This is a genomic window from Marichromatium gracile, assembly GCF_004343155.1.
GTDB lineage: Bacteria > Pseudomonadota > Gammaproteobacteria > Chromatiales > Chromatiaceae > Marichromatium > Marichromatium gracile.
In genome coordinates this window covers 47,695-64,492 of sequence record NZ_SMDC01000015.1, presented here as the reverse complement: position 1 = coordinate 64,492, position 16,798 = coordinate 47,695, and the positions used below count along the sequence as shown (strand labels likewise).

The 16,798-nt window shown below is 64.7% G+C and carries 14 protein-coding genes and 1 CRISPR repeat array; of the genes, 5 read left to right on the top strand and 9 right to left on the bottom strand.

All coding sequences use genetic code 11. From position 1 onward, the window contains the following. Positions 1-166: 166 nt before the first annotated feature. Positions 167-1,624 carry an NAD(P)/FAD-dependent oxidoreductase gene (locus tag EDC29_RS15930; protein WP_123139700.1) on the top strand — a complete coding sequence of 486 codons (1,458 nt, stop codon included), beginning with the start codon at positions 167-169 and terminating at the stop codon, positions 1,622-1,624. Between the two features lie 76 nt (positions 1,625-1,700). Then, entirely contained in the window at positions 1,701-1,865 is a 165-nt protein-coding gene (locus EDC29_RS17335; RefSeq protein WP_165913556.1) for a hypothetical protein, read from the top strand. Between the two features lie 40 nt (positions 1,866-1,905). Here EDC29_RS17335 and EDC29_RS15925 read toward each other — a convergent pair whose 3' ends face one another. Together EDC29_RS15925 and EDC29_RS15920 are read right to left on the bottom strand one after the other, a co-directional pair. Further along, a complete protein-coding gene (locus EDC29_RS15925; RefSeq protein ID WP_123142770.1) occupies positions 1,906-2,352 on the bottom strand; it encodes a hypothetical protein in 447 nt (148 codons plus the stop codon). Positions 2,353-2,416: 64 nt separating this feature from the next. Beyond that, positions 2,417-3,331 carry a patatin-like phospholipase family protein gene (locus tag EDC29_RS15920; protein ID WP_123142769.1) on the bottom strand — a complete coding sequence of 305 codons (915 nt, stop codon included), beginning with the start codon at positions 3,329-3,331 and terminating at the stop codon, positions 2,417-2,419. A gap of 269 nt (positions 3,332-3,600) precedes the next feature. Between EDC29_RS15920 and EDC29_RS15915 the strand changes: the two genes are divergently transcribed. The 3 genes from EDC29_RS15915 to EDC29_RS15905 all read left to right on the top strand — a co-directional run bounded on the left by EDC29_RS15915 (position 3,601) and on the right by EDC29_RS15905 (position 8,848). Further along, the gene (locus tag EDC29_RS15915; RefSeq protein WP_165913555.1) at positions 3,601-4,575 is read left to right on the top strand and encodes a diacylglycerol/lipid kinase family protein; all 975 of its coding nucleotides are present in this window, start codon (positions 3,601-3,603) and stop codon (positions 4,573-4,575) included. A 4-nt stretch (positions 4,576-4,579) separates the two neighbouring features. Next, positions 4,580-5,380, top strand: coding sequence for a metallophosphoesterase family protein (locus tag EDC29_RS15910; protein WP_132230588.1), 801 nt, complete (start codon positions 4,580-4,582; stop codon positions 5,378-5,380). Between the two features lie 255 nt (positions 5,381-5,635). Next, on the top strand, positions 5,636-8,848 hold the full coding sequence (locus EDC29_RS15905; protein ID WP_132230587.1) for a sensor domain-containing protein: 3,213 nt from the start codon (positions 5,636-5,638) through the stop codon (positions 8,846-8,848). 199 nt (positions 8,849-9,047) lie between these two features. After that, a CRISPR array of direct repeats spans positions 9,048-10,723; the repeat unit is 29 nt; unit sequence GGGCCTATCCCCGCGAGCGCGGGGGAAAC. Positions 10,724-10,790: 67 nt separating this feature from the next. Here the strand turns inward: EDC29_RS15905 and cas2e are convergent. Genes cas2e through casA form a run of 7 tightly spaced genes read right to left on the bottom strand, consistent with a single transcriptional unit; the run spans position 10,791 to position 16,789 of the window. Further along, entirely contained in the window at positions 10,791-11,021 is a 231-nt protein-coding gene (gene cas2e, locus EDC29_RS15900; protein ID WP_242466019.1) for a type I-E CRISPR-associated endoribonuclease Cas2e, read from the bottom strand. Between the two features lie 37 nt (positions 11,022-11,058). Beyond that, positions 11,059-11,913, bottom strand: a complete 855-nt coding sequence (gene cas1e, locus EDC29_RS15895) for a type I-E CRISPR-associated endonuclease Cas1e (RefSeq protein WP_242466018.1) — start codon at positions 11,911-11,913, stop codon at positions 11,059-11,061. Positions 11,914-11,942: 29 nt separating this feature from the next. Continuing rightward, positions 11,943-12,662: a type I-E CRISPR-associated protein Cas6/Cse3/CasE gene (cas6e, locus tag EDC29_RS15890; RefSeq protein ID WP_132230584.1), complete on the bottom strand. Its 720-nt coding sequence runs from the start codon at positions 12,660-12,662 to the stop codon at positions 11,943-11,945. Next, positions 12,659-13,375 carry a type I-E CRISPR-associated protein Cas5/CasD gene (gene cas5e, locus EDC29_RS15885; RefSeq protein ID WP_132230583.1) on the bottom strand — a complete coding sequence of 239 codons (717 nt, stop codon included), beginning with the start codon at positions 13,373-13,375 and terminating at the stop codon, positions 12,659-12,661. Before cas5e ends, cas6e begins: the two co-directional genes overlap by 4 nt. Before the next feature lies 1 nt (position 13,376). Next, positions 13,377-14,618 carry a type I-E CRISPR-associated protein Cas7/Cse4/CasC gene (gene cas7e, locus EDC29_RS15880; RefSeq protein ID WP_132230582.1) on the bottom strand — a complete coding sequence of 414 codons (1,242 nt, stop codon included), beginning with the start codon at positions 14,616-14,618 and terminating at the stop codon, positions 13,377-13,379. A gap of 19 nt (positions 14,619-14,637) precedes the next feature. Beyond that, positions 14,638-15,213: a type I-E CRISPR-associated protein Cse2/CasB gene (gene casB, locus EDC29_RS15875; protein WP_082806069.1), complete on the bottom strand. Its 576-nt coding sequence runs from the start codon at positions 15,211-15,213 to the stop codon at positions 14,638-14,640. Next, a complete protein-coding gene (casA, locus tag EDC29_RS15870) occupies positions 15,200-16,789 on the bottom strand; it encodes a type I-E CRISPR-associated protein Cse1/CasA (RefSeq protein WP_132230581.1) in 1,590 nt (529 codons plus the stop codon). The genes casB and casA overlap by 14 nt, the downstream gene beginning before the upstream one ends. Between the last annotated feature and the right edge of the window lie 9 nt (positions 16,790-16,798).

The following is a 16,798-nucleotide window of genomic DNA, read 5'->3' as shown; positions in this document are numbered from 1 at the left end:
ATGGCTTGAGGTCGCTCTGCACGGCTGTGCCGGGGACGGCAGGGATGGCTCGAGGTGTGGGTGGTGGCTCCCTTCGGGGGGAGCAGGCGCACACGCGACGAATTCCTTCGCGCCCCGGTCACGGGTCTCGCCGGAGCCGCCAGGTCAAGCACTGTGGAGTTAGCACATGGCGCGTATCGTCATTCTCGGGGCAGGGATTTCTGGGCACACGGTCGCCAGATATCTCGGCAAGTGGGTCAAGGGCAAGCACCAGGTCGTGGTGGTCTCGCCCAACGCCAAATGGAACTGGATCCCTTCCAACATCTGGGTCGGGATCGGTGAGATGACCGAGCGACAGGTCACCTTCGAGCTGGCCCCGGTCTACAAGAAGCTCAAGATCGACTTCCGTCAGGCCAAGGCGCTCTCGATCCACCCCGAGGGCGGGGAGGCGGGCGAGCGGCCCTATGTCAGCATCGAGTACACCGACCCAGCGCGGCTCGGGCAGACCGACACGCTCGACTACGACTTCCTGGTCAACGCCACCGGTCCCAGGCTCAACTTCGGCGCCACCCCCGGGCTCGGACCGGAGGGCGGCTACACCACCTCGGTGTGCACCGCGAGCCATGCCCTCGAGGCCAACGCCCAGTTGCAGGAGGCGATCGCGGCGATGCAGCAGGGCGAGCGCCGCACCTTCGTGGTCGGCACCGGGCATGGCATGTGCACCTGCCAGGGCGCGGCCTTCGAGTACATCTACAACATCGACCAATGCCTGCGCGACGCCGGGGTGCGCCAGCTCGGTCGGCTGGTGTGGATCAGCAACGAGTACGAGCTCGGTGACTTCGGCATGGGCGGGGTGCACATCACCCGCGGCGGCTATGTCACCAACGGCAAGACCTTCGCCGAGTCGCTGATGGCCGAGCGCGGAGTGGAGTGGATCACCCGCGCCCATGTCTACAAGGTCGAGCCCAAGGTGATCCACTACGAGCTGCTCGACGGCAGCCATGGCGAGTTGCCGTTTGATTTCGCGATGCTCATCCCGCCCTTCGCCGGGGCCCTGCTCAAGGCCTTCGACAAGGCCGGCGAGGACATCACCAGCACCCTGTTCGCGCCCAACGGCTTCATGAAGGTCGATGCCGACTACACCCCCAAGGCGTTCGAGGACTGGACCACCGAGGACTGGCCCAAGACCTATCAGAACCCGACCTATCGCAACCTGTTCGCGGTGGGCATCGCCTTCGCCCCGCCGCACCCGATCAGCAAGCCGATGAAGAGCGCCAACGGCACCCCGATCAGCCCCACGCCGCCGCGCACCGGCATGCCTTCGGCGACCATGGGCAAGGCGGTGGCGACCAGTATCCGCGACATGCTCAACGGCGCCGAGGAGCCGACCCATACCGCCTCGATGGCCGAGATGGGTGCCGCCTGCGTGGCCTCGACCGGCTCCGGTCTGCTCACCGGCAGCGCGGCGACGATGACCGTCTTCCCGGTGGTGCCGGACTATGAGCGCTATCCCGAGTACGGTCGCGACATGGACCTCACCTTCGGCGAGGTCGGACTGGCCGGACACTGGATGAAGTATCTGCTGCACCACGTCTTCATCTACCAGGCCAAGCTGCGCCCGGGCTGGTCGGTGCTGCCGGACTGAGTGATGCCGCGCCGAGCGCAACCCTTGTCATGGCGGGGCGCGTGCGCCCCGTGACGCCCCACACAGAGAGACCGTCATGCCGATCAAGAACAAAGAGCCCTACCAGCAGGAGTACTACGCGCCGGTGCCCACCGGGTTCACCCGCTACATGCGCACCTCGCTGATCTGGCAGATCGTGCGTTTTCTCGTCATCAACTGGAAGATCCTCAAGCTGATGACCCGCTCGCACGTCTCGCGCTGATCCCTCACGCCCGCCCCCGGTGCAGACCGGGGGCGCGGTCTCATTCGCCGCCGAGTTCGCGTGCGGTCTGCTCCAGTCCTTCACGCATCCCCTCGACCCACTCCCGGGCCTGCGCACCCATTGCTGCGCTCACCGCCTCGGCGAGCGCCTGGCGCGAGAACTCGCGCCCGTCGATGCGCAGTCGCGTCGGCGCCGTGCCATAGACCGAGAGCGGGTCGGCGAGCGCCAGGGCGTCGTCCTCGACCGCGCGATAGGGATAGAAGCATTGCGCGCTGGCCTGCCGCCCGGCGCCGTCGGTGAACTGCAGCCTGACCTCGAGGTCCCGATATTGAGCGGGCAGACGGGTCTCGATCTGCCAGTCGCTGGCCGCGCCCTGGGTGAGCACCAGTCCCTTGCACAGGGTGACGCGGACGTCTTCGCCCGGGGCCGAGCAGCCGGCCAGCAGTACGGCGCCGAACAGGGTCAGTGAGCGTTGTCCGATGGACATGAGCGGGTCTCCTCGCGGTTGCGGTGACGGACATTCTCGCTGCTGGGCGGGGGCGTGGCCAGGGTCAGCCGGGTGCCCCGGTGCCGCGCTGGGCGACGAGCTTGCCGAGCTTCACCGGCAGGATCTCGAGGGTGGTGCGGTAGCCGGCCTGGTAGAGCTCGAGCTTGGTCTCGGGGCTGAGACGGAACTCCAGCGGCGAGATCTCGCCGGTGTCGATCACCACAGTGGTGTTCCAGAAGACGTCCTGGACGAACTCGCGCGAGAGCGTGGTCATGAAGGCGCGGATGAGCATCTGCAGATAGCCCGGCAGCGGTACCCGGCGGCGCTCCGCCGGGCGTTCGTTCTGCTCGTTGGCGCGCAGTCGGAAGCAGCAGCTGGGGGTGCCGTCGCCGGCCCAGTCGCGACGCAGCGCGTCCTCGGAGAGGATGCAGCCGTCGATCATCAGGTGTTGGCGGTACTCGCGATAGGCGAACAGCAGCGGGATCCCCATCGAGTAACGGATCGCCTGGGAGACGCGCATGTCGGGGTCGTGATCGCGATCGAAGACCACCGGCGAGCCGTTGCGCACGTCGGTGGCGACGACATGGAGCGTGCGCGACAGATCGCGAAAGCGCGCGCCCTCGAGCATCTCGTCCATCCAGCGCTCGAAGCCGTCGCCCGATGAGAGTCCGCCGCGAAACAGCAGCTGATAGAGGTTGAAGTCGCGAAACCGGCGGAAGTCGACATTGATCGCCAGCTCCTTCATCGCCTCGGCCGACCAGCCGGCGGCGAACAGCCCGGCAACGATGCTGCCGCCGGAGACGCCGACGATGTGTTCGCAGTCGATATCGAGCTCGCCGAGTGCCTGGATGACGCCGACGTGGGCCGGTAGCCGGGTGCCGCCACCGGCGAGGATGGGCACCAGCCGGTTGATCTCCGGGGGGCGGGCCTGATGTGTCTGGTGCGAGCTCCGGGCACCGCTGGCGAACGACTCGGTCATGGAACACCTCGAGTGGTGTGCCGCTCGTCGGCGGGGTTGCCAGGCGGCGCCGCGCGATCCTTGACGCACCCTCGTCGCGGGACGGGGTGCTCCGTGTCAATGCGCGCGGCGAGGCCCTCGGATGGCCTCGCCGCGCCGCCGATCAGGTTATAAGCGCATCGTCCGGGGATCAAGCGTCGCTTCGATGACGGGGCTTCAGCCGCGTGAATCTGTCCCCATGTATCAGTGCGATGCCGCGCTACCGCGAGCCGACCAGGAGGAGTCATCACATGTTCGCCACCGCAGTGCCATTCCAGCCTCACACCAGCGCGCCCGGCGCGCGCGCCGGCGTGCGGGTGCTGGTGGTCGCCAATCGCGCCTCCGGTAGCGCCGCGGCGCTGGCTGCGGTGGACCTGCTGCGTCAGCGTCTGAGCGAGCAGGGGCGCCGGGTCGACGAGCTGGCGCTGGTCGCCGGGCGGGTCGAGGAGATGCTGCGCGCCGCGCTCTCGGGCGTGACCTATCAGGCCATCTATGTCGCCGGCGGTGACGGCACCGTGCTGGCGGTGGTCGAGGCCCTGGCCGGTCGGTCGGTGCCGATCGCGATCATCCCCTGCGGTACCATGAACTGGACCGCGCGCGATCTCGGCATCCCGCTCGCTCCCGAGGCGGCGATCGATGCGCTGCTCGACGCCGAGGTGCGTCATATCGATCTCGGTCGGGTCAACGGCAAACCCTTCCTCTGTGCCTGCATGGTCGGTTTCGGCTCGCTGCTGGCGCGCTGGCGCGAGCGTGAACGCGCGCGCGGCAACAGCCCCTGGGTGCTGTGGCCGAAGCTGGTGTGGCGGGGGTTGTCGCTGATCCAGCGTTATCGCCACCTGCGTCTGCGGTTGCGCACCGCCGAGCGCCACGAGCGACTGCGCGCGCGGGCGTTGGTGGTCACCGCCAACCTGATCGACGACCGGCCCGGTCCGGTGCCGCGCCGTCCTCGGCTCGACGCCGGCCAGCTCGGGCTCTATGCCGTACGCGACGCCTCGGGTGTCGAGCTGATGCGTCTGGGGATGCGGCTGATGCTCGGCACCTGGCAGCAGGACGACGCGCTGCTCGCCACCTCGGCCAGTCACGCCGAGATCGGCGTCGGTCGGCGTCGCGCCGTCTCGGTGATGTGCGACGGTGAGCGGGTGCGGCTGCGCACGCCGCTGCGTTTCACCCTGGAGCGCGCGACGGTGGCGGTGCTGGTACCGCGCGCGGGGCGCCCGACGGTCTGAGCCGATGCGCATCGCCCATCTCTCCGACCTCCATTTCGGTCGTGACGCCCCCGACCTCGTCGCGGCGCTGCAGACCGAACTCCACGCCCTGGCCCCCGACCTGGTGGTGCTCAGCGGCGATCTTACCCAGCGTGCGCGCCCCGCCGAGTTCGCCGCCGCCGCCGACTTCATCGCCCGGCTACCGGCGCCGGTGCTGGCGGTGCCGGGCAATCACGATCTGCCCGGATGGCGACCGCTGCTGCGCTTCATCGATCCCTGGGGGCGCTGGCGCGCCGGGCTCGGGCGCGCGCTCGAGCCCGAACTCGACGGCGCCGGTTTCATCGCCGTCGGCATCAACACCGCGCGGCGCTGGGGACCGCACCCCGATTGGTCGCGTGGTCGCGTCAACCGCGCCCAGCTCGCGCGCATCGAGCGGCTGGTGACGCGCGCCGAGCCTGGTGCGGTGCGGGTCCTCGTCGCCCACCACCCCTTTCTGCTCTCCTCCGAGCTGCGTCGCCGTGGTCTGGTCGGGCGCGCGCGCCGCACCCTGGTGGGGCTGCGCCGCGCGCGCATCGATCTGATCCTCGGCGGCCATCTCCACCGCGGCTATGCCGGCGTCGCCGAGGGCGTGGTGGTGGCCCAGGCGGGCACTGCGGTCTCCACCCGGCACAAGGGCGAGCCCAACGCCTTCAACTGGATCCGCGCCGATGCCCGCGAGATCCAGGTCGAGCCGCGTTCCTGGAACGGCGTCGGGTTCGTGGGCACGGCTTGCTGGCGCTTCGCCCGCACCGAGGCGGGCTGGCAGGGCGGCGTCGAGGGCTGCTGAGTCGGTTGTCGTCGCCGTGTGGCGCCGCGGCGCGACGATGCTTGGGATCCTCCGGCCTCAGCCTCACCTCTGAGTGCGAGCTCGATCGATTGCATGGTCCGACCCTTGCCGTTGTGTCGGGAGCTGGGGCGCACGCGCCTCTCGGCTCGATCCGGGGCGTGTCTGTCGTATCGATGTCGCCGGGCGCGCCGCCTCCCTTCGCCGGTTGCCACCGCATCGGTGGTGGATGATGTCGCGGTGATCCATGGTGAGACGATGAGTGAATCCCCCCCGAAGTCCAGCGACGCATTGCGTGATCGCGCCCGCCAGGTGCTGCGCGAAGGCCGGTTCGGTCATGTGCTCGAGGCCATCGGGCAGGGTGATGTCGATATCTCCGCGCTGCTCGAGGAGCTGCATGTCTACCATGCCGAGCTCGAGCTGCAGCAAGAGGCGCTGCGTGAGAGCGAGCAGGCCAGCGAGATCGCCTCGCAACGCTTCCGCGGGCTCTATCAGGAGCAGCCGCAGCCGACGCTCAGGATCAGTCCGGAGGGGGAGATCCGAGACCTCAATGCCGCCGCCGCCCGACTCTGCGCCTTCGAGCACCGGCGCTTCGAGCGCCTGGCCGCGCCCAGACACCAGTCCTTTCTGTGCGCCGCGCTCGAGCGCGCCCTCGACGACGGCAAGGCGAGCTGTCGCGAGGTCGAGCTGCGGGGGCGCGAGGGCGCCGCGCTGATCGTCGACCTGGTGCTGATCCGCCTGCCGATCCCCAACACCGACGAGTTCGAGCTGATCTGCAACATCGTCGACCAGACCGAGCGCATCGCCCAGCGCGAGGCACTGGTCGAGGCCAATGCCAAGCTCAGCGCCGCCGCCGAGATCATCGACGCGAGCAACATCGTCGCCTTCCGCTGGTCGCCCGAGCCGGGCTGGCCGATCCGCTATGCCTCGGACAACGTCCGGCGCTGGGGCTATCGGCTCGAGCAGATACGCTCCGGCGAGATGCATTTCGCCGACCTGGTCCATCCCGACGATCGCGCCGCGCTGGAGCAGGGCTTCGACAGCTTCCTCGGCGTCGAGGGGCCGGCCTTCACCCAGCGTTATCGCATCCTCTGGGCCGATGGCTCGGTGCACTGGGTGGAGGAGGACACCAGCGTCCAGCGCGATGAGCAGGGGCGGATCCTCTCTATTCAGGGCTTGATCGCCGACGTCACCGAGCGCGAGCGCATCCAGCAGGCGTTGCGTCATCAGCTACAGTTCCAGCGGTTGATCGCCGAACTCTCGACCCAGTTCCTCCATGCGACCGCGGATGCCTTCGACGGCCTGCTCCAGCACGCACTGGAGCGCATCGGGCGCTTCTTCCAGGCCGACCGCTGTGTCCTGTTTCGGCTCGACCCCCAGTCCCAGACCCTGCGTCAGGATTGTCAGTGGTGTGCCGAGGGGGTGGCGCCGAGCAGCCCGCTGCTCCAGGCCACGCCGTTGGCGCAGACGCCGTGGCGGATGACCCAGATCCATCGTCAACAGCCGATCGGGATCACCGACATCGAGCGGTTGCCGCCCGAGGCCCATCTCGAACGGGCGATGTTGCGCGCGCGCGGCACCCGTGCGCTGCTCGCCGTGGCCCTGACCAGCCATGGTCAGTTGTTCGGCTCGCTGGGGCTGGAGAGCGCGCGCCAGCCGCGGGAGTGGAGCGAGGACGAGGGGCAGGTGCTGCAGCTCTTCGGCGAGACCATCGTCAATCTGCTGGTGCGTCAGCAGATCCAGCGCGACCTGTTGCTCAGCGAGACCCGCTACCGTCAGGTCACCTCGGTGATGACCGATGTCGCCTATGCCAGCCAGCGGCGTGATGGCGGACTGTTCTGGATCGAGTGGATGACCGACTCCATCCTCGCGCTCACCGGCTATACGCTCGAGGAGGTGCTGGCGCAGCGCAGCTGGCGCTTCATGGTGATCGAGGAGGATGGTGAGCTGTTCGACGACAACATCGTCGATCTCGAGCCCGGCCAGACCTCGACCTGCGAGCTGCGGTTGCGCCACAAAGACGGTTCGTTGCGTTGGGTGCGGGCTACCACCGAGTGTCAGCTCGATCCGAGTGATCCAGGGGTGCGTCGCTACTACGGGGGGCTGGTCGATATCAGCGACGAGAAGACCCTCTCCGACAAGCTCGCCTTCCTCTCGCACTACGATCCGCTCACCGGTCTGGCCAACCGTCGCTTGATGCGTAAGCGCATCAAACGTGCGCTCACCCAGGGGAGGCGTGGTGCGCGCAGCCTGGCGCTGCTCTCGATCGACCTCGACAACCTCAAGCTGATCAACGATTCACTCGGTCACCAGGCCGGTGATCAGGTGTTGCGCGAGGTCGCGCAGCGGTTGCTCGGTATTCTCGGTGGCAATGACACCCTGGCGCGCTTCGGCGGCGACAACTTCATCTGGCTGACCGCCGATCAGCCCACCCCGGAGACCTGCAGTGAGCTGGTCAAACAGATCCTGGAGGTGTTGGCTCCGCCGGTGGCGATCGAGGATCGCGCGGTGCTGATCAGTGCCTCGACCGGCATCTCGCTGTATCCCGACGATGCGGTGAGCGCCGACGAGCTGATCGGTCATGCCGACGCCGCCCTGCACATGGCCAAGGCCGAGGGGCGGGGGAGCTATCGTTTCTTCACCCCGGAGACCAACGAGCGGCTGCACGAACAGTTCCAGCTCGAGCAGGACCTGCGTCTGGCGCTCGAGCGCGACGAGATCCTGCTCCACTTCCAGCCCCGCGTCGATCTGCGTGACGGGCGTATCCTCAGCCTCGAGGCGCTGGCGCGCTGGCAGCATCCCGAGCGCGGGCTGATCCCGCCGGGGCGCTTCATCCCGCTGGCCGAGAGCACCGGGCTGATCCTCCAGCTCGGCCCCATCGTGCTCGATCTCGCGTGTCGTCAGCTTCTCGACTGGCAGGCGCAGGGGGTGCCTGTGGTCCCGATCGCAGTCAACCTGTCGGCCAACGAGCTCTTCCTCGATGGTTTGGCGCAGCGGCTCGCCAATACCGCCGAGGCCTTCGGCATCGCCCCGGAGATGCTCGAGTTCGAGATCACCGAGAGTGCAGCGATGCGCTCGATCGAGCGGGCGGTGGCTGCGGTCACTGAGCTGCGTCAACGCGGTTTCTCGATCGCGCTCGATGACTTCGGCACCGGCTACGCCTCGCTGAGCTATCTCAACCGCCTGCCGGTGAACTCGCTGAAGATCGACCGCTCCTTCCTCGCCGAGATCGACGAGCGTCCCGAACTCCCCCGTCAGGCCATCGCCATCCTCAAGGCGATCATCGGCCTCGGCGAGAACCTCGGCCTCGAACGCATCGCCGAGGGCGTCGAGACCGAGGCCCAGCGCCGCTTCCTGCTCGCCCACCACTGCACCGTCGCCCAGGGCTATTACTATTGCCGCCCGCTCCCCGCCGAGCAGCTCGAACCGCTGCTGCGGGCGGGGCGGGTGGAGGCAGGTGGGGGGCTGTGAGCGATGGGGAGAGACATAACCCTTACTGCTACAGCCGCGCATGTTCGCGGTGGTCCAACTCCGTGTACTCGATAGTGGCAAGCTTTCGCACGAGCCCTATGCCTTTATCGCCAATCAGGCTAGGCGATGATGACTTCAGGCGGGGCGCGTCCGTGCCATAGCAACGCTTCGAGTAGGCGGCGAATCTCGGGGGAACCTCAGGCCTATCCCCGCGAGCGCGGGGGAAACGCCGGAGTCGGACGGGGGGCGGCGGGTGATGTGGGCCTATCCCCGCGAGCGCGGGGGAAACGGATTCGACCGCGAGGCCGGCGGCCAGCGCTCGGGCCTATCCCCGCGAGCGCGGGGGAAACCGACCATCGTCGATGCGGCGCAGTTCGACTCCGGGCCTATCCCCGCGAGCGCGGGGGAAACTGGCAGAGCTGCACGCGCGCATCGGGTGCCCAGGGCCTATCCCCGCGAGCGCGGGGGAAACGGGTCCACTGGCGGGGAACCTTCATCATTCGGGGGCCTATCCCCGCGAGCGCGGGGGAAACGCACGACCACCCATCTCGATCGGGGTATTCACGGGCCTATCCCCGCGAGCGCGGGGGAAACACCAACGCCATCAACGGCCTGGGGTTCCGCACGGGCCTATCCCCGCGAGCGCGGGGGAAACGCCACAAAACCGGATCACGACTTCGCCAGCCTGGGCCTATCCCCGCGAGCGCGGGGGAAACTCGGCCTCGTCTTGACAGACGGAAGTAAAACGGGGCCTATCCCCGCGAGCGCGGGGGAAACCATCCAGATGCAAGAGCAGCAGACCATTCGACGGGCCTATCCCCGCGAGCGCGGGGGAAACCCGAGCGCGGCGAACGTGACGACCTATGCGCGGGGCCTATCCCCGCGAGCGCGGGGGAAACGAGAAGGTCACGCTGATTGCGCCAGTGTCGTAGGGCCTATCCCCGCGAGCGCGGGGGAAACGCGCCGACCTCAAGGCCGGCGACGAGTGCAGCGGGCCTATCCCCGCGAGCGCGGGGGAAACTGGACGGTGCGGCCGGTCGTGTAGCCGGCCCGGGGCCTATCCCCGCGAGCGCGGGGGAAACAGGCTCTCGACGTAGCAGCGGCAGCCCCAGCCGGGCCTATCCCCGCGAGCGCGGGGGAAACCGCCACCTGTGTCGCCGCCCGTGTCGCCACCTGGGCCTATCCCCGCGAGCGCGGGGGAAACCCATTCGAATCGATGACCCTGACCCGCACCCCGGGCCTATCCCCGCGAGCGCGGGGGAAACGCCTCGCGCACCAACCGCGCATAAGTCGTCACAGGCCTATCCCCGCGAGCGCGGGGGAAACAAGAAGATCCTCAAGGCCGAGTGCGGGTATCGGGGCCTATCCCCGCGAGCGCGGGGGAAACTCATTCCAGGGCTGGGCCTCGGGACACTCACAGGGCCTATCCCCGCGAGCGCGGGGGAAACGCGCCTGATTTCATCTCCCGCATTCCGGCGCTGGGCCTATCCCCGCGAGCGCGGGGGAAACTCCTAGTTGCGCCTGAAATTGAACGAGATCGAGGGCCTATCCCCGCGAGCGCGGGGGAAACGTTCGAGTCGAATGGGTCAAGAAGGCAGATCGGGGCCTATCCCCGCGAGCGCGGGGGAAACAATGGTGTGACTGCAACGCGCGTGACCTTCCCGGGCCTATCCCCGCGAGCGCGGGGGAAACGAGCGATTCGATTTCGCTGGGGTTGCCGCCAAGGGCCTATCCCCGCGAGCGCGGGGGAAACGCCGTCCGTAAATGGGAGCGCAAGTGGGCAAGCGGCCTATCCCCGCGAGCGCGGGGGAAACCATCACGGTCGATCTCTATGATGGTCCTGCCAGGGCCTATCCCCGCGAGCGCGGGGGAAACTCTTTTGCTTAAGTCTTTGTAATTAATTGCGAAAGCGGTGATTGGGCTTTGTTTTTAAAGAGCCTTTTTACGATGATTTGCGCACTAGCCACAGGCCATCGACGTCGATTAGCTCCCTCGGTGGTGTGCCGAGCGTGGCGATCTCGATTCCACCTGTCGCGCTTACATCGCGCCAAACCATAACGATGCTTCCTTGTGGTTCGCTCTTGTGCCAATTGCTGAGAACATTCCAGGTTCTAACGCGAACTCCGGAGTTCATTCGTGGCGAAATGTAGACCGTTGGAGCGACCTCTAGCATTAGCGATCCCAGGAACCCTCGATACCGATCGGCTACGTCACGAGTCACGACCATGACCAGAGGCATCGGTTTCCTCCATGCGGATAACTTGTTTGATCCGCTCGATCATCATAGGAATGACTCCCTGTTTGCGGAACACGGTAGCCGCTTCACGCCTGACGAGCCTATCGATTGTCTGGGAGTCGGTTTCCGCCTTCTTGGCGACTGTGAAAGCAATTTGAAGCGTGATGGTGTCCCGGAATAGGTCGGCGATGTCGAGAACGAAGGATTGACCGGAGTCCTCATGGATGAAACCCAGCTGAGGTATGGCGGCAACCGCCTGAACGGCGATAGCTGCTGCCGCTTGAACGGCGGTTGCTGCATGGTTTATCGCTTGGTTTGGAATATCCGCGGCATTTGGATTAGCACGATCGTAGCGTCGTCCTTTCCAGTCGATTCCGTAACGTTGCGCCATCAATTTATAGGTCGCCTTGACTCGAGCTCCCTCGATCCCACGCAGAGTGTCAAGGTCGCGATGGGGCAGCACCTCGCCAAGGCGTAGGGCGTACATATGGCGCGCAACACTGATACGGCGGCGTGGACTTCCCCACAACTCAGCTTGCCGACGGGCGATATCCGAACGGTCAGGCATCAAAGGCGGCGCGGTGTAGCAGCGTACGCCATCCTCCCCAACGGCTGCCATCAGTGTTCCGTGTCGAGCAAGTAGACGCAGAGCATCATGGGTGACGGTACTGCCAGGGCCGAGCAGAATCATCGACACTGTTTGATGAGGGATCTGCACGGAGGAGGGCGTAAGCGAATCCTTACCCTGAAAGAAATGCAGACAGCCATCGATCACACATAGCTCGCCACGTTCAAACCAGATCAGCCCATGCCGATCGGAATGCGGCATGCGTGCCGTTTCCAGCCCAAGTCGCCCTTTCAGCATGATCGAGCCGGTTTCAAAAGCACCATGCCGAAACCAAAGGCTCGGTGTCGCCCGATTCCTCGGCGCAATATCTGGGTGAAGGCATCACTATTCTCGACCTGCAACCGCCCCTTGAGCACAACATCCGGCCCCATGATCGTGCGCACTCCTCGCCGACCTGAGGCATCGGCTGCGCTGCGTCGTATGACGCGGCTGAGTCGAAACGACTCTACGGCGACCAGGGCTAAGCGTGCGGCACTGTGCTCAGTGAAACGCTTGCCGAGCCAGTCTGCATAGATCGCCTCGCGGTTGGCGTCTCGTGTGGAGGATGCAGCGGATTCGACCGCATGCAGGAAGACATCTCGCTCGCGTCCATCTTTGGCTCGCAGTACGGGGCGGACACGCACCTCGAACCCCAGCGCTTGATCCTGTCTCCATACTTCCGGAAAAGGACGAGCTGCCAAGGTCTCCAGACCGAGCGCCTGAGCGATATCTGGGGGGACAAGTGCGGCACTCTCACGCAACGCGCTCAATGGTTGATCGGTATAGCCCAGAAGCCCCTGCTTGGCGCCAAGGTAGCGGAATGGCTTCGGCGCCAGATCGCCAAATGCCGCCCTGAGCACGGCGTGAATCGCGTATCCGAGATCGCCGTCGGGAGATAGTAAGCGGTGGCGTGTTGCCCAAACGGTCAAGGCACGGGGGTCGGGAGAGCAATGCAGCAGGTAAAGACTCATCCGGGTTGCCTCTCAAACCGCAGTCGACCTTCACGAATCGGACGCCATCCGCCATGCACGCCACTGGTCCAGTTTCGCTCGTCGCACAGCTCGATCAGGCGGTCACCTGGCAACGTGCCTTCACCATCGGGCCATTGCGCCCGCATACTCGTCGGATGTGGCACTGGTAATGTGGCAGATTGAAGGGTTTCCAGGATGCTCGCGCCGTCTTGCCATCCGGCAAACACCCGACAGCTCGGGAGGCAGGGTTTGCGTCCGATAAACAGTGGGCGGGCAGGATGATCGAGTGCTGCCGCGAGCCCGTCGAGCGTGGGCGGTTCATCGGATGGCTCAAGGCGCATGGCGACTAGGAGGGATTGGCTAGCGTGATAGTCGCGGAAGCGGCGATGTGGGCTTTCATAGGTGCCGGCCCCTCCAGCCCGTTCCTCAGGAACGCCCCAAGTGGTCCAACCTACGTCCTTGGCGCCCAAGCGTGCATTCTGGTTATCCTGAAGCCTTATTCCCTGACGTTCTATACGCGCTCCCATTACCAACCGCTCCTGTAGACGGTCATGTCGTGCGGTGTCTTCGCGCCGCCAGCCGAGGGCATTGGCCAGCAAGCCGGTGATCATCGACAGCGCCGGGAAATCGCGAATGACACCGAAATTGTCGATGGTCTCGCCTCCGAAGGCCATCAGCGGTGCCTCCAGCCGCAGCAGTAGATGGCGGGCCATGTCAACGCGCTCCTTCGTGTTTTCCGTCCGCTGCTGCTTCTTGGAGGGTACCTGCCTTGATGATGTTGGCGGACCAGGTGGCCAAATCTTGTAGATTGAGGCGCTTGGCCTGAGGGATCTCGATCGGGTCCAAGGCCATGAAGCGGCGCGCTAAAGAGGTGCCGTAGGCAGCGTCCATCTTGCTGATCTCGTTGCGTAGCCGATCGATGGCGCGCTGACGAACCGGGAGATCATTGTCCTTGGTTGCGGTCGGCAAGGCATCGTGAAAGGCGTCGGCCAAGCTGCGTGGCTGCCAGTCTCCGGCCTCGACCAGCACGAACTTGGCCCAGTCGAAGGGCGCCGTCGAGCCACGCTTGGCGCCGGGGCTGACGGTCGCGATCAGGTGTAACAGATGCTCGACAACCTTTCCAGCCAAGGCGCGTTTCTCCGGCGATGTCGATGCGTCGAAGCAATGCTTGCGTTCGATCGCTTCCAGATTCTCGACCAATTGCGGGACATCGACCACCACGTATCCGTAGTAGAGACCCGATGCTAGTTCAGTGTCGAAGATGCCTGCCGAGCCAAGCTCGCCGATTTCAACGTTCAAGTCGTCGACCACTGTGAAATAGTCGTTCTCGACTTGCGCCTCATGTACGGTGAAGGCATGGGCGACATAGATCGCGGCATCCCGGCTGGCCAGGACATCGGAGGTCACCATCCGGCCGAATAAAGCGGATTCCAGACCACTGCCATGCTTGATTGCCTCGATGTTCTTCTTCTCGTTCTTAACCATCTTCGCGACAGCTGTGCGCAGTGTGCTCTCATCGGCGATGTTTTGCGCCAACTCCGTGCAGCGAAGGACCAGATAGTCGATTTCGGCCTTTCCCATCAGCACAGCCTGACCGCTCTTAAGGGCTTCATCGCCTTTTATTTTCTTGCCTGCCTTATCCACAAGCCCTGCATCGCGCAAGGCTTCGACGGCCGCTTGCGCCAACTTCTCGGCCACCCCTCCGTCGATGATGCGGTTGCGGATTAGCTCAAGCGTTCCGCGCGAGCGAATCGCCATCGGAACGCCTAGCTCCGATAACGCAAATCGATCTTCGGCAATCCGCCAATGTCGCTTGAGACATTGCGACGAGATCCGTGTGCGAACGGCATTTCCCAACGGCAAGCGCTTGGCGAGTCCCGCATCGTCGCGGTTGAGCAGTGCGGCCGGATAGGTGTGCAAGGTATGGATCTGGATGAAGCGTGGGAGCATGGTCATGGTCTCTATTCCTTTTTGGTCAGGCTGGCTGTTGCTCGGATTTCGCCAAGGCAGAGAAGTAGCGACCGGCAATCCTCATACGGATCGTCTCAGCTTTTTCCTCATCACGACCTTCGGCCAGGATGAGTCCACCAAGCTCGTACCAGTTCGGAGCAACTTCGTTGGACGCGAGCAAGCGCAAGAGGCGTGGTAAAAGCTGTCGGAAGGCATCCCCTCGGGCAGTTAATAACTTGGTGACCCGAGATTCGGACACGTCAGCCGCGTGCAGCTGAACGCCTAGCCGTCCAGAAGCGTGACCCGCCAGTGCCATGCCGTGCGCGATCAAGGCCCAGCGTCGCCATGCCTCCAGAGACCAGCTGTCAGGCTCGATTCCCGCAAGAATCAGTGCGCGCGATAGCGCGGCGATTTGGTGTGGACGGATCTCGCCATCGGGATCGAGACGCGCAAGCGCGGCGCGCTCACCGGTCCCGAGACCTTGGAGATCGCCCTCGAACCGAGCGGCCTGTCCGATGATCTGGGCAAGCCTACCGATCGGTGATGTTGTTTCAGGCGCCTTTCCGGAGTGGAGCTGCAACTCGGGTTCAAGGTTGGGCATGTTTCACCTCTTTGGAATCCTTTTGCGCCTTGTAGTAATTGGCCAGCGTTGGAAGGGTCTTCTCGCTGCGTAATCCGCCATGCAAGCGGCTCAATGCCGCAGCACGCGCGCGATAGCGCTGCTCGCCGCTGCGCGGTCCAGATGAAAACGCATCAATGAGAATGTCCTCGGCGCGCTTTGCCATATCGAGGTACCAACGCAGACGGACATCCTCGGGATGATCCGATTCGATTTCATCATTCAATCCAAGGGGGCCGTCGAAGAAGCGAGTATCCTCGTGTTGCTCGAAGGGTTTGGCAAAAAGGGTTGCCTTCTCGGTGATGCTGTCGTTATCTCGATAGTCCGAGGATCCGTTCGCAAACAGCGTTGCCAGCGACGACCACAGCACACTGCGCACCTTTTTGATATCCAAAACCCTGCCTTCGGCGATCTTCGCGAGAGGGTCCGTGCTTTTCTTGATCATGAAAGTGCGAGTTTTGGGTGAAATTGGAACCCGCCTCTCGTGATATCCTTCGGTCTTGCCTTTCTTCCGAGTAACTCCTCTAGCAAGGATGGTGATTCCTTCCTTGCCATCATTCTCCGTCAGCATTTGTGTGAGCGGCGCGCGGTACTTGTTGCCAAAGATCAGTTCCGATGTGAGCTTGTAGTCGAAGCCCTTGCCAGAGATCGTAAGTGCTTTACCTGCCGCGACATCAATTGGCATCCAGGCGTCTCCCGTCACACCGTTGCGGTTTTTCGCTTCAATGCGAGCCGCTTTGCTGCCAGTCGCGAGAGCGCTAATACCTTGCAAGCCATCCATGAGGCGAATGCGGCGACAGATTTCGATGTAGAAAGGATCTAGTGACGAGAAAGCGATGCTATCTTTTCCGTTCCAAGGTCGTAACCAGACCAAGGCGATCCCGCCCTGCTCGCACAGCCCCGTCTTGCTCGTGACTTCGGCTCTGGATTCCAGGAGACGGTCGACATCGCGCGCCCACCGTCTTCCCCAGCCACCTGACGGCATTGCACCAATCGCTGGCCGGCTCGCGAAACCACCATTCATGCGAGAGATGCCGTAATTCCCGGCCCCGAGAAAACCCTCTTGGGTTTGCAGGCTGATCAAAGCCATCAACCAATCCTCCGGCGCCGAACGCTTCATTCGTGCTGCTTTGAGATCGTGATTCTTCGAGGTCACCAGCATGTCCAACTCGTCAGGGGTTTCGAGTTTGTTCTTCCAAGCTGACAGGGTTCCTTCGGGTACGGGTGTCTGCATCAGCGCAGGACGGTCAGGTGGTGCAATTAGGCACCACGCGGCTCCATCCGGATCATCCAGAGTCAATGCCAAGAGAGACGCCTTCCATTCAGCCTCGTTGGCGAACGGCTCGGCACGCCCAGCCGCGTGCATGGCAATGGCCGCGAGCTGCACTAGGAAGGCATGCCAAGGGTGGCGCTGATGTGGACGCAGGGCCGGAAAATCGCGGATCCTGTCCTCGGCCAGGGCAACGAAGAGCGCGGGCAGGCTCAGGCGACTTCGAGCGCCGTCCAGCGAGCGAACTCCGATCAAAGGCTCGTCGAGCACTGAGTAACGCAGCGTCATCACAGACTC

What these genes read in the sequence shown, in the direction of transcription:
- EDC29_RS15925 (WP_123142770.1), bottom strand. Translation starts at nt 2,352, where the DNA reads ATGTCCATCGGACAACGCTCACTGACCCTGTTCGGCGCCGTACTGCTG.
- casB (WP_082806069.1), bottom strand. Translation starts at nt 15,213, where the DNA reads ATGCCCAACCTTGAACCCGAGTTGCAGCTCCACTCCGGAAAGGCGCCT.
- EDC29_RS15910 (WP_132230588.1), top strand. Translation starts at nt 4,580, where the DNA reads ATGCGCATCGCCCATCTCTCCGACCTCCATTTCGGTCGTGACGCCCCC.
- cas2e (WP_242466019.1), bottom strand. Translation starts at nt 11,021, where the DNA reads ATGCTAGAGGTCGCTCCAACGGTCTACATTTCGCCACGAATGAACTCC.
- cas7e (WP_132230582.1), bottom strand. Translation starts at nt 14,618, where the DNA reads ATGACCATGCTCCCACGCTTCATCCAGATCCATACCTTGCACACCTAT.
- casA (WP_132230581.1), bottom strand. Translation starts at nt 16,789, where the DNA reads ATGACGCTGCGTTACTCAGTGCTCGACGAGCCTTTGATCGGAGTTCGC.
- EDC29_RS15915 (WP_165913555.1), top strand. Translation starts at nt 3,601, where the DNA reads ATGTTCGCCACCGCAGTGCCATTCCAGCCTCACACCAGCGCGCCCGGC.
- cas6e (WP_132230584.1), bottom strand. Translation starts at nt 12,662, where the DNA reads ATGAGTCTTTACCTGCTGCATTGCTCTCCCGACCCCCGTGCCTTGACC.
- EDC29_RS15920 (WP_123142769.1), bottom strand. Translation starts at nt 3,331, where the DNA reads ATGACCGAGTCGTTCGCCAGCGGTGCCCGGAGCTCGCACCAGACACAT.
- cas5e (WP_132230583.1), bottom strand. Translation starts at nt 13,375, where the DNA reads ATGGCCCGCCATCTACTGCTGCGGCTGGAGGCACCGCTGATGGCCTTC.
- cas1e (WP_242466018.1), bottom strand. Translation starts at nt 11,913, where the DNA reads ATGCCGCATTCCGATCGGCATGGGCTGATCTGGTTTGAACGTGGCGAG.
- EDC29_RS15930 (WP_123139700.1), top strand. Translation starts at nt 167, where the DNA reads ATGGCGCGTATCGTCATTCTCGGGGCAGGGATTTCTGGGCACACGGTC.
- EDC29_RS17335 (WP_165913556.1), top strand. Translation starts at nt 1,701, where the DNA reads ATGCCGATCAAGAACAAAGAGCCCTACCAGCAGGAGTACTACGCGCCG.
- EDC29_RS15905 (WP_132230587.1), top strand. Translation starts at nt 5,636, where the DNA reads ATGAGTGAATCCCCCCCGAAGTCCAGCGACGCATTGCGTGATCGCGCC.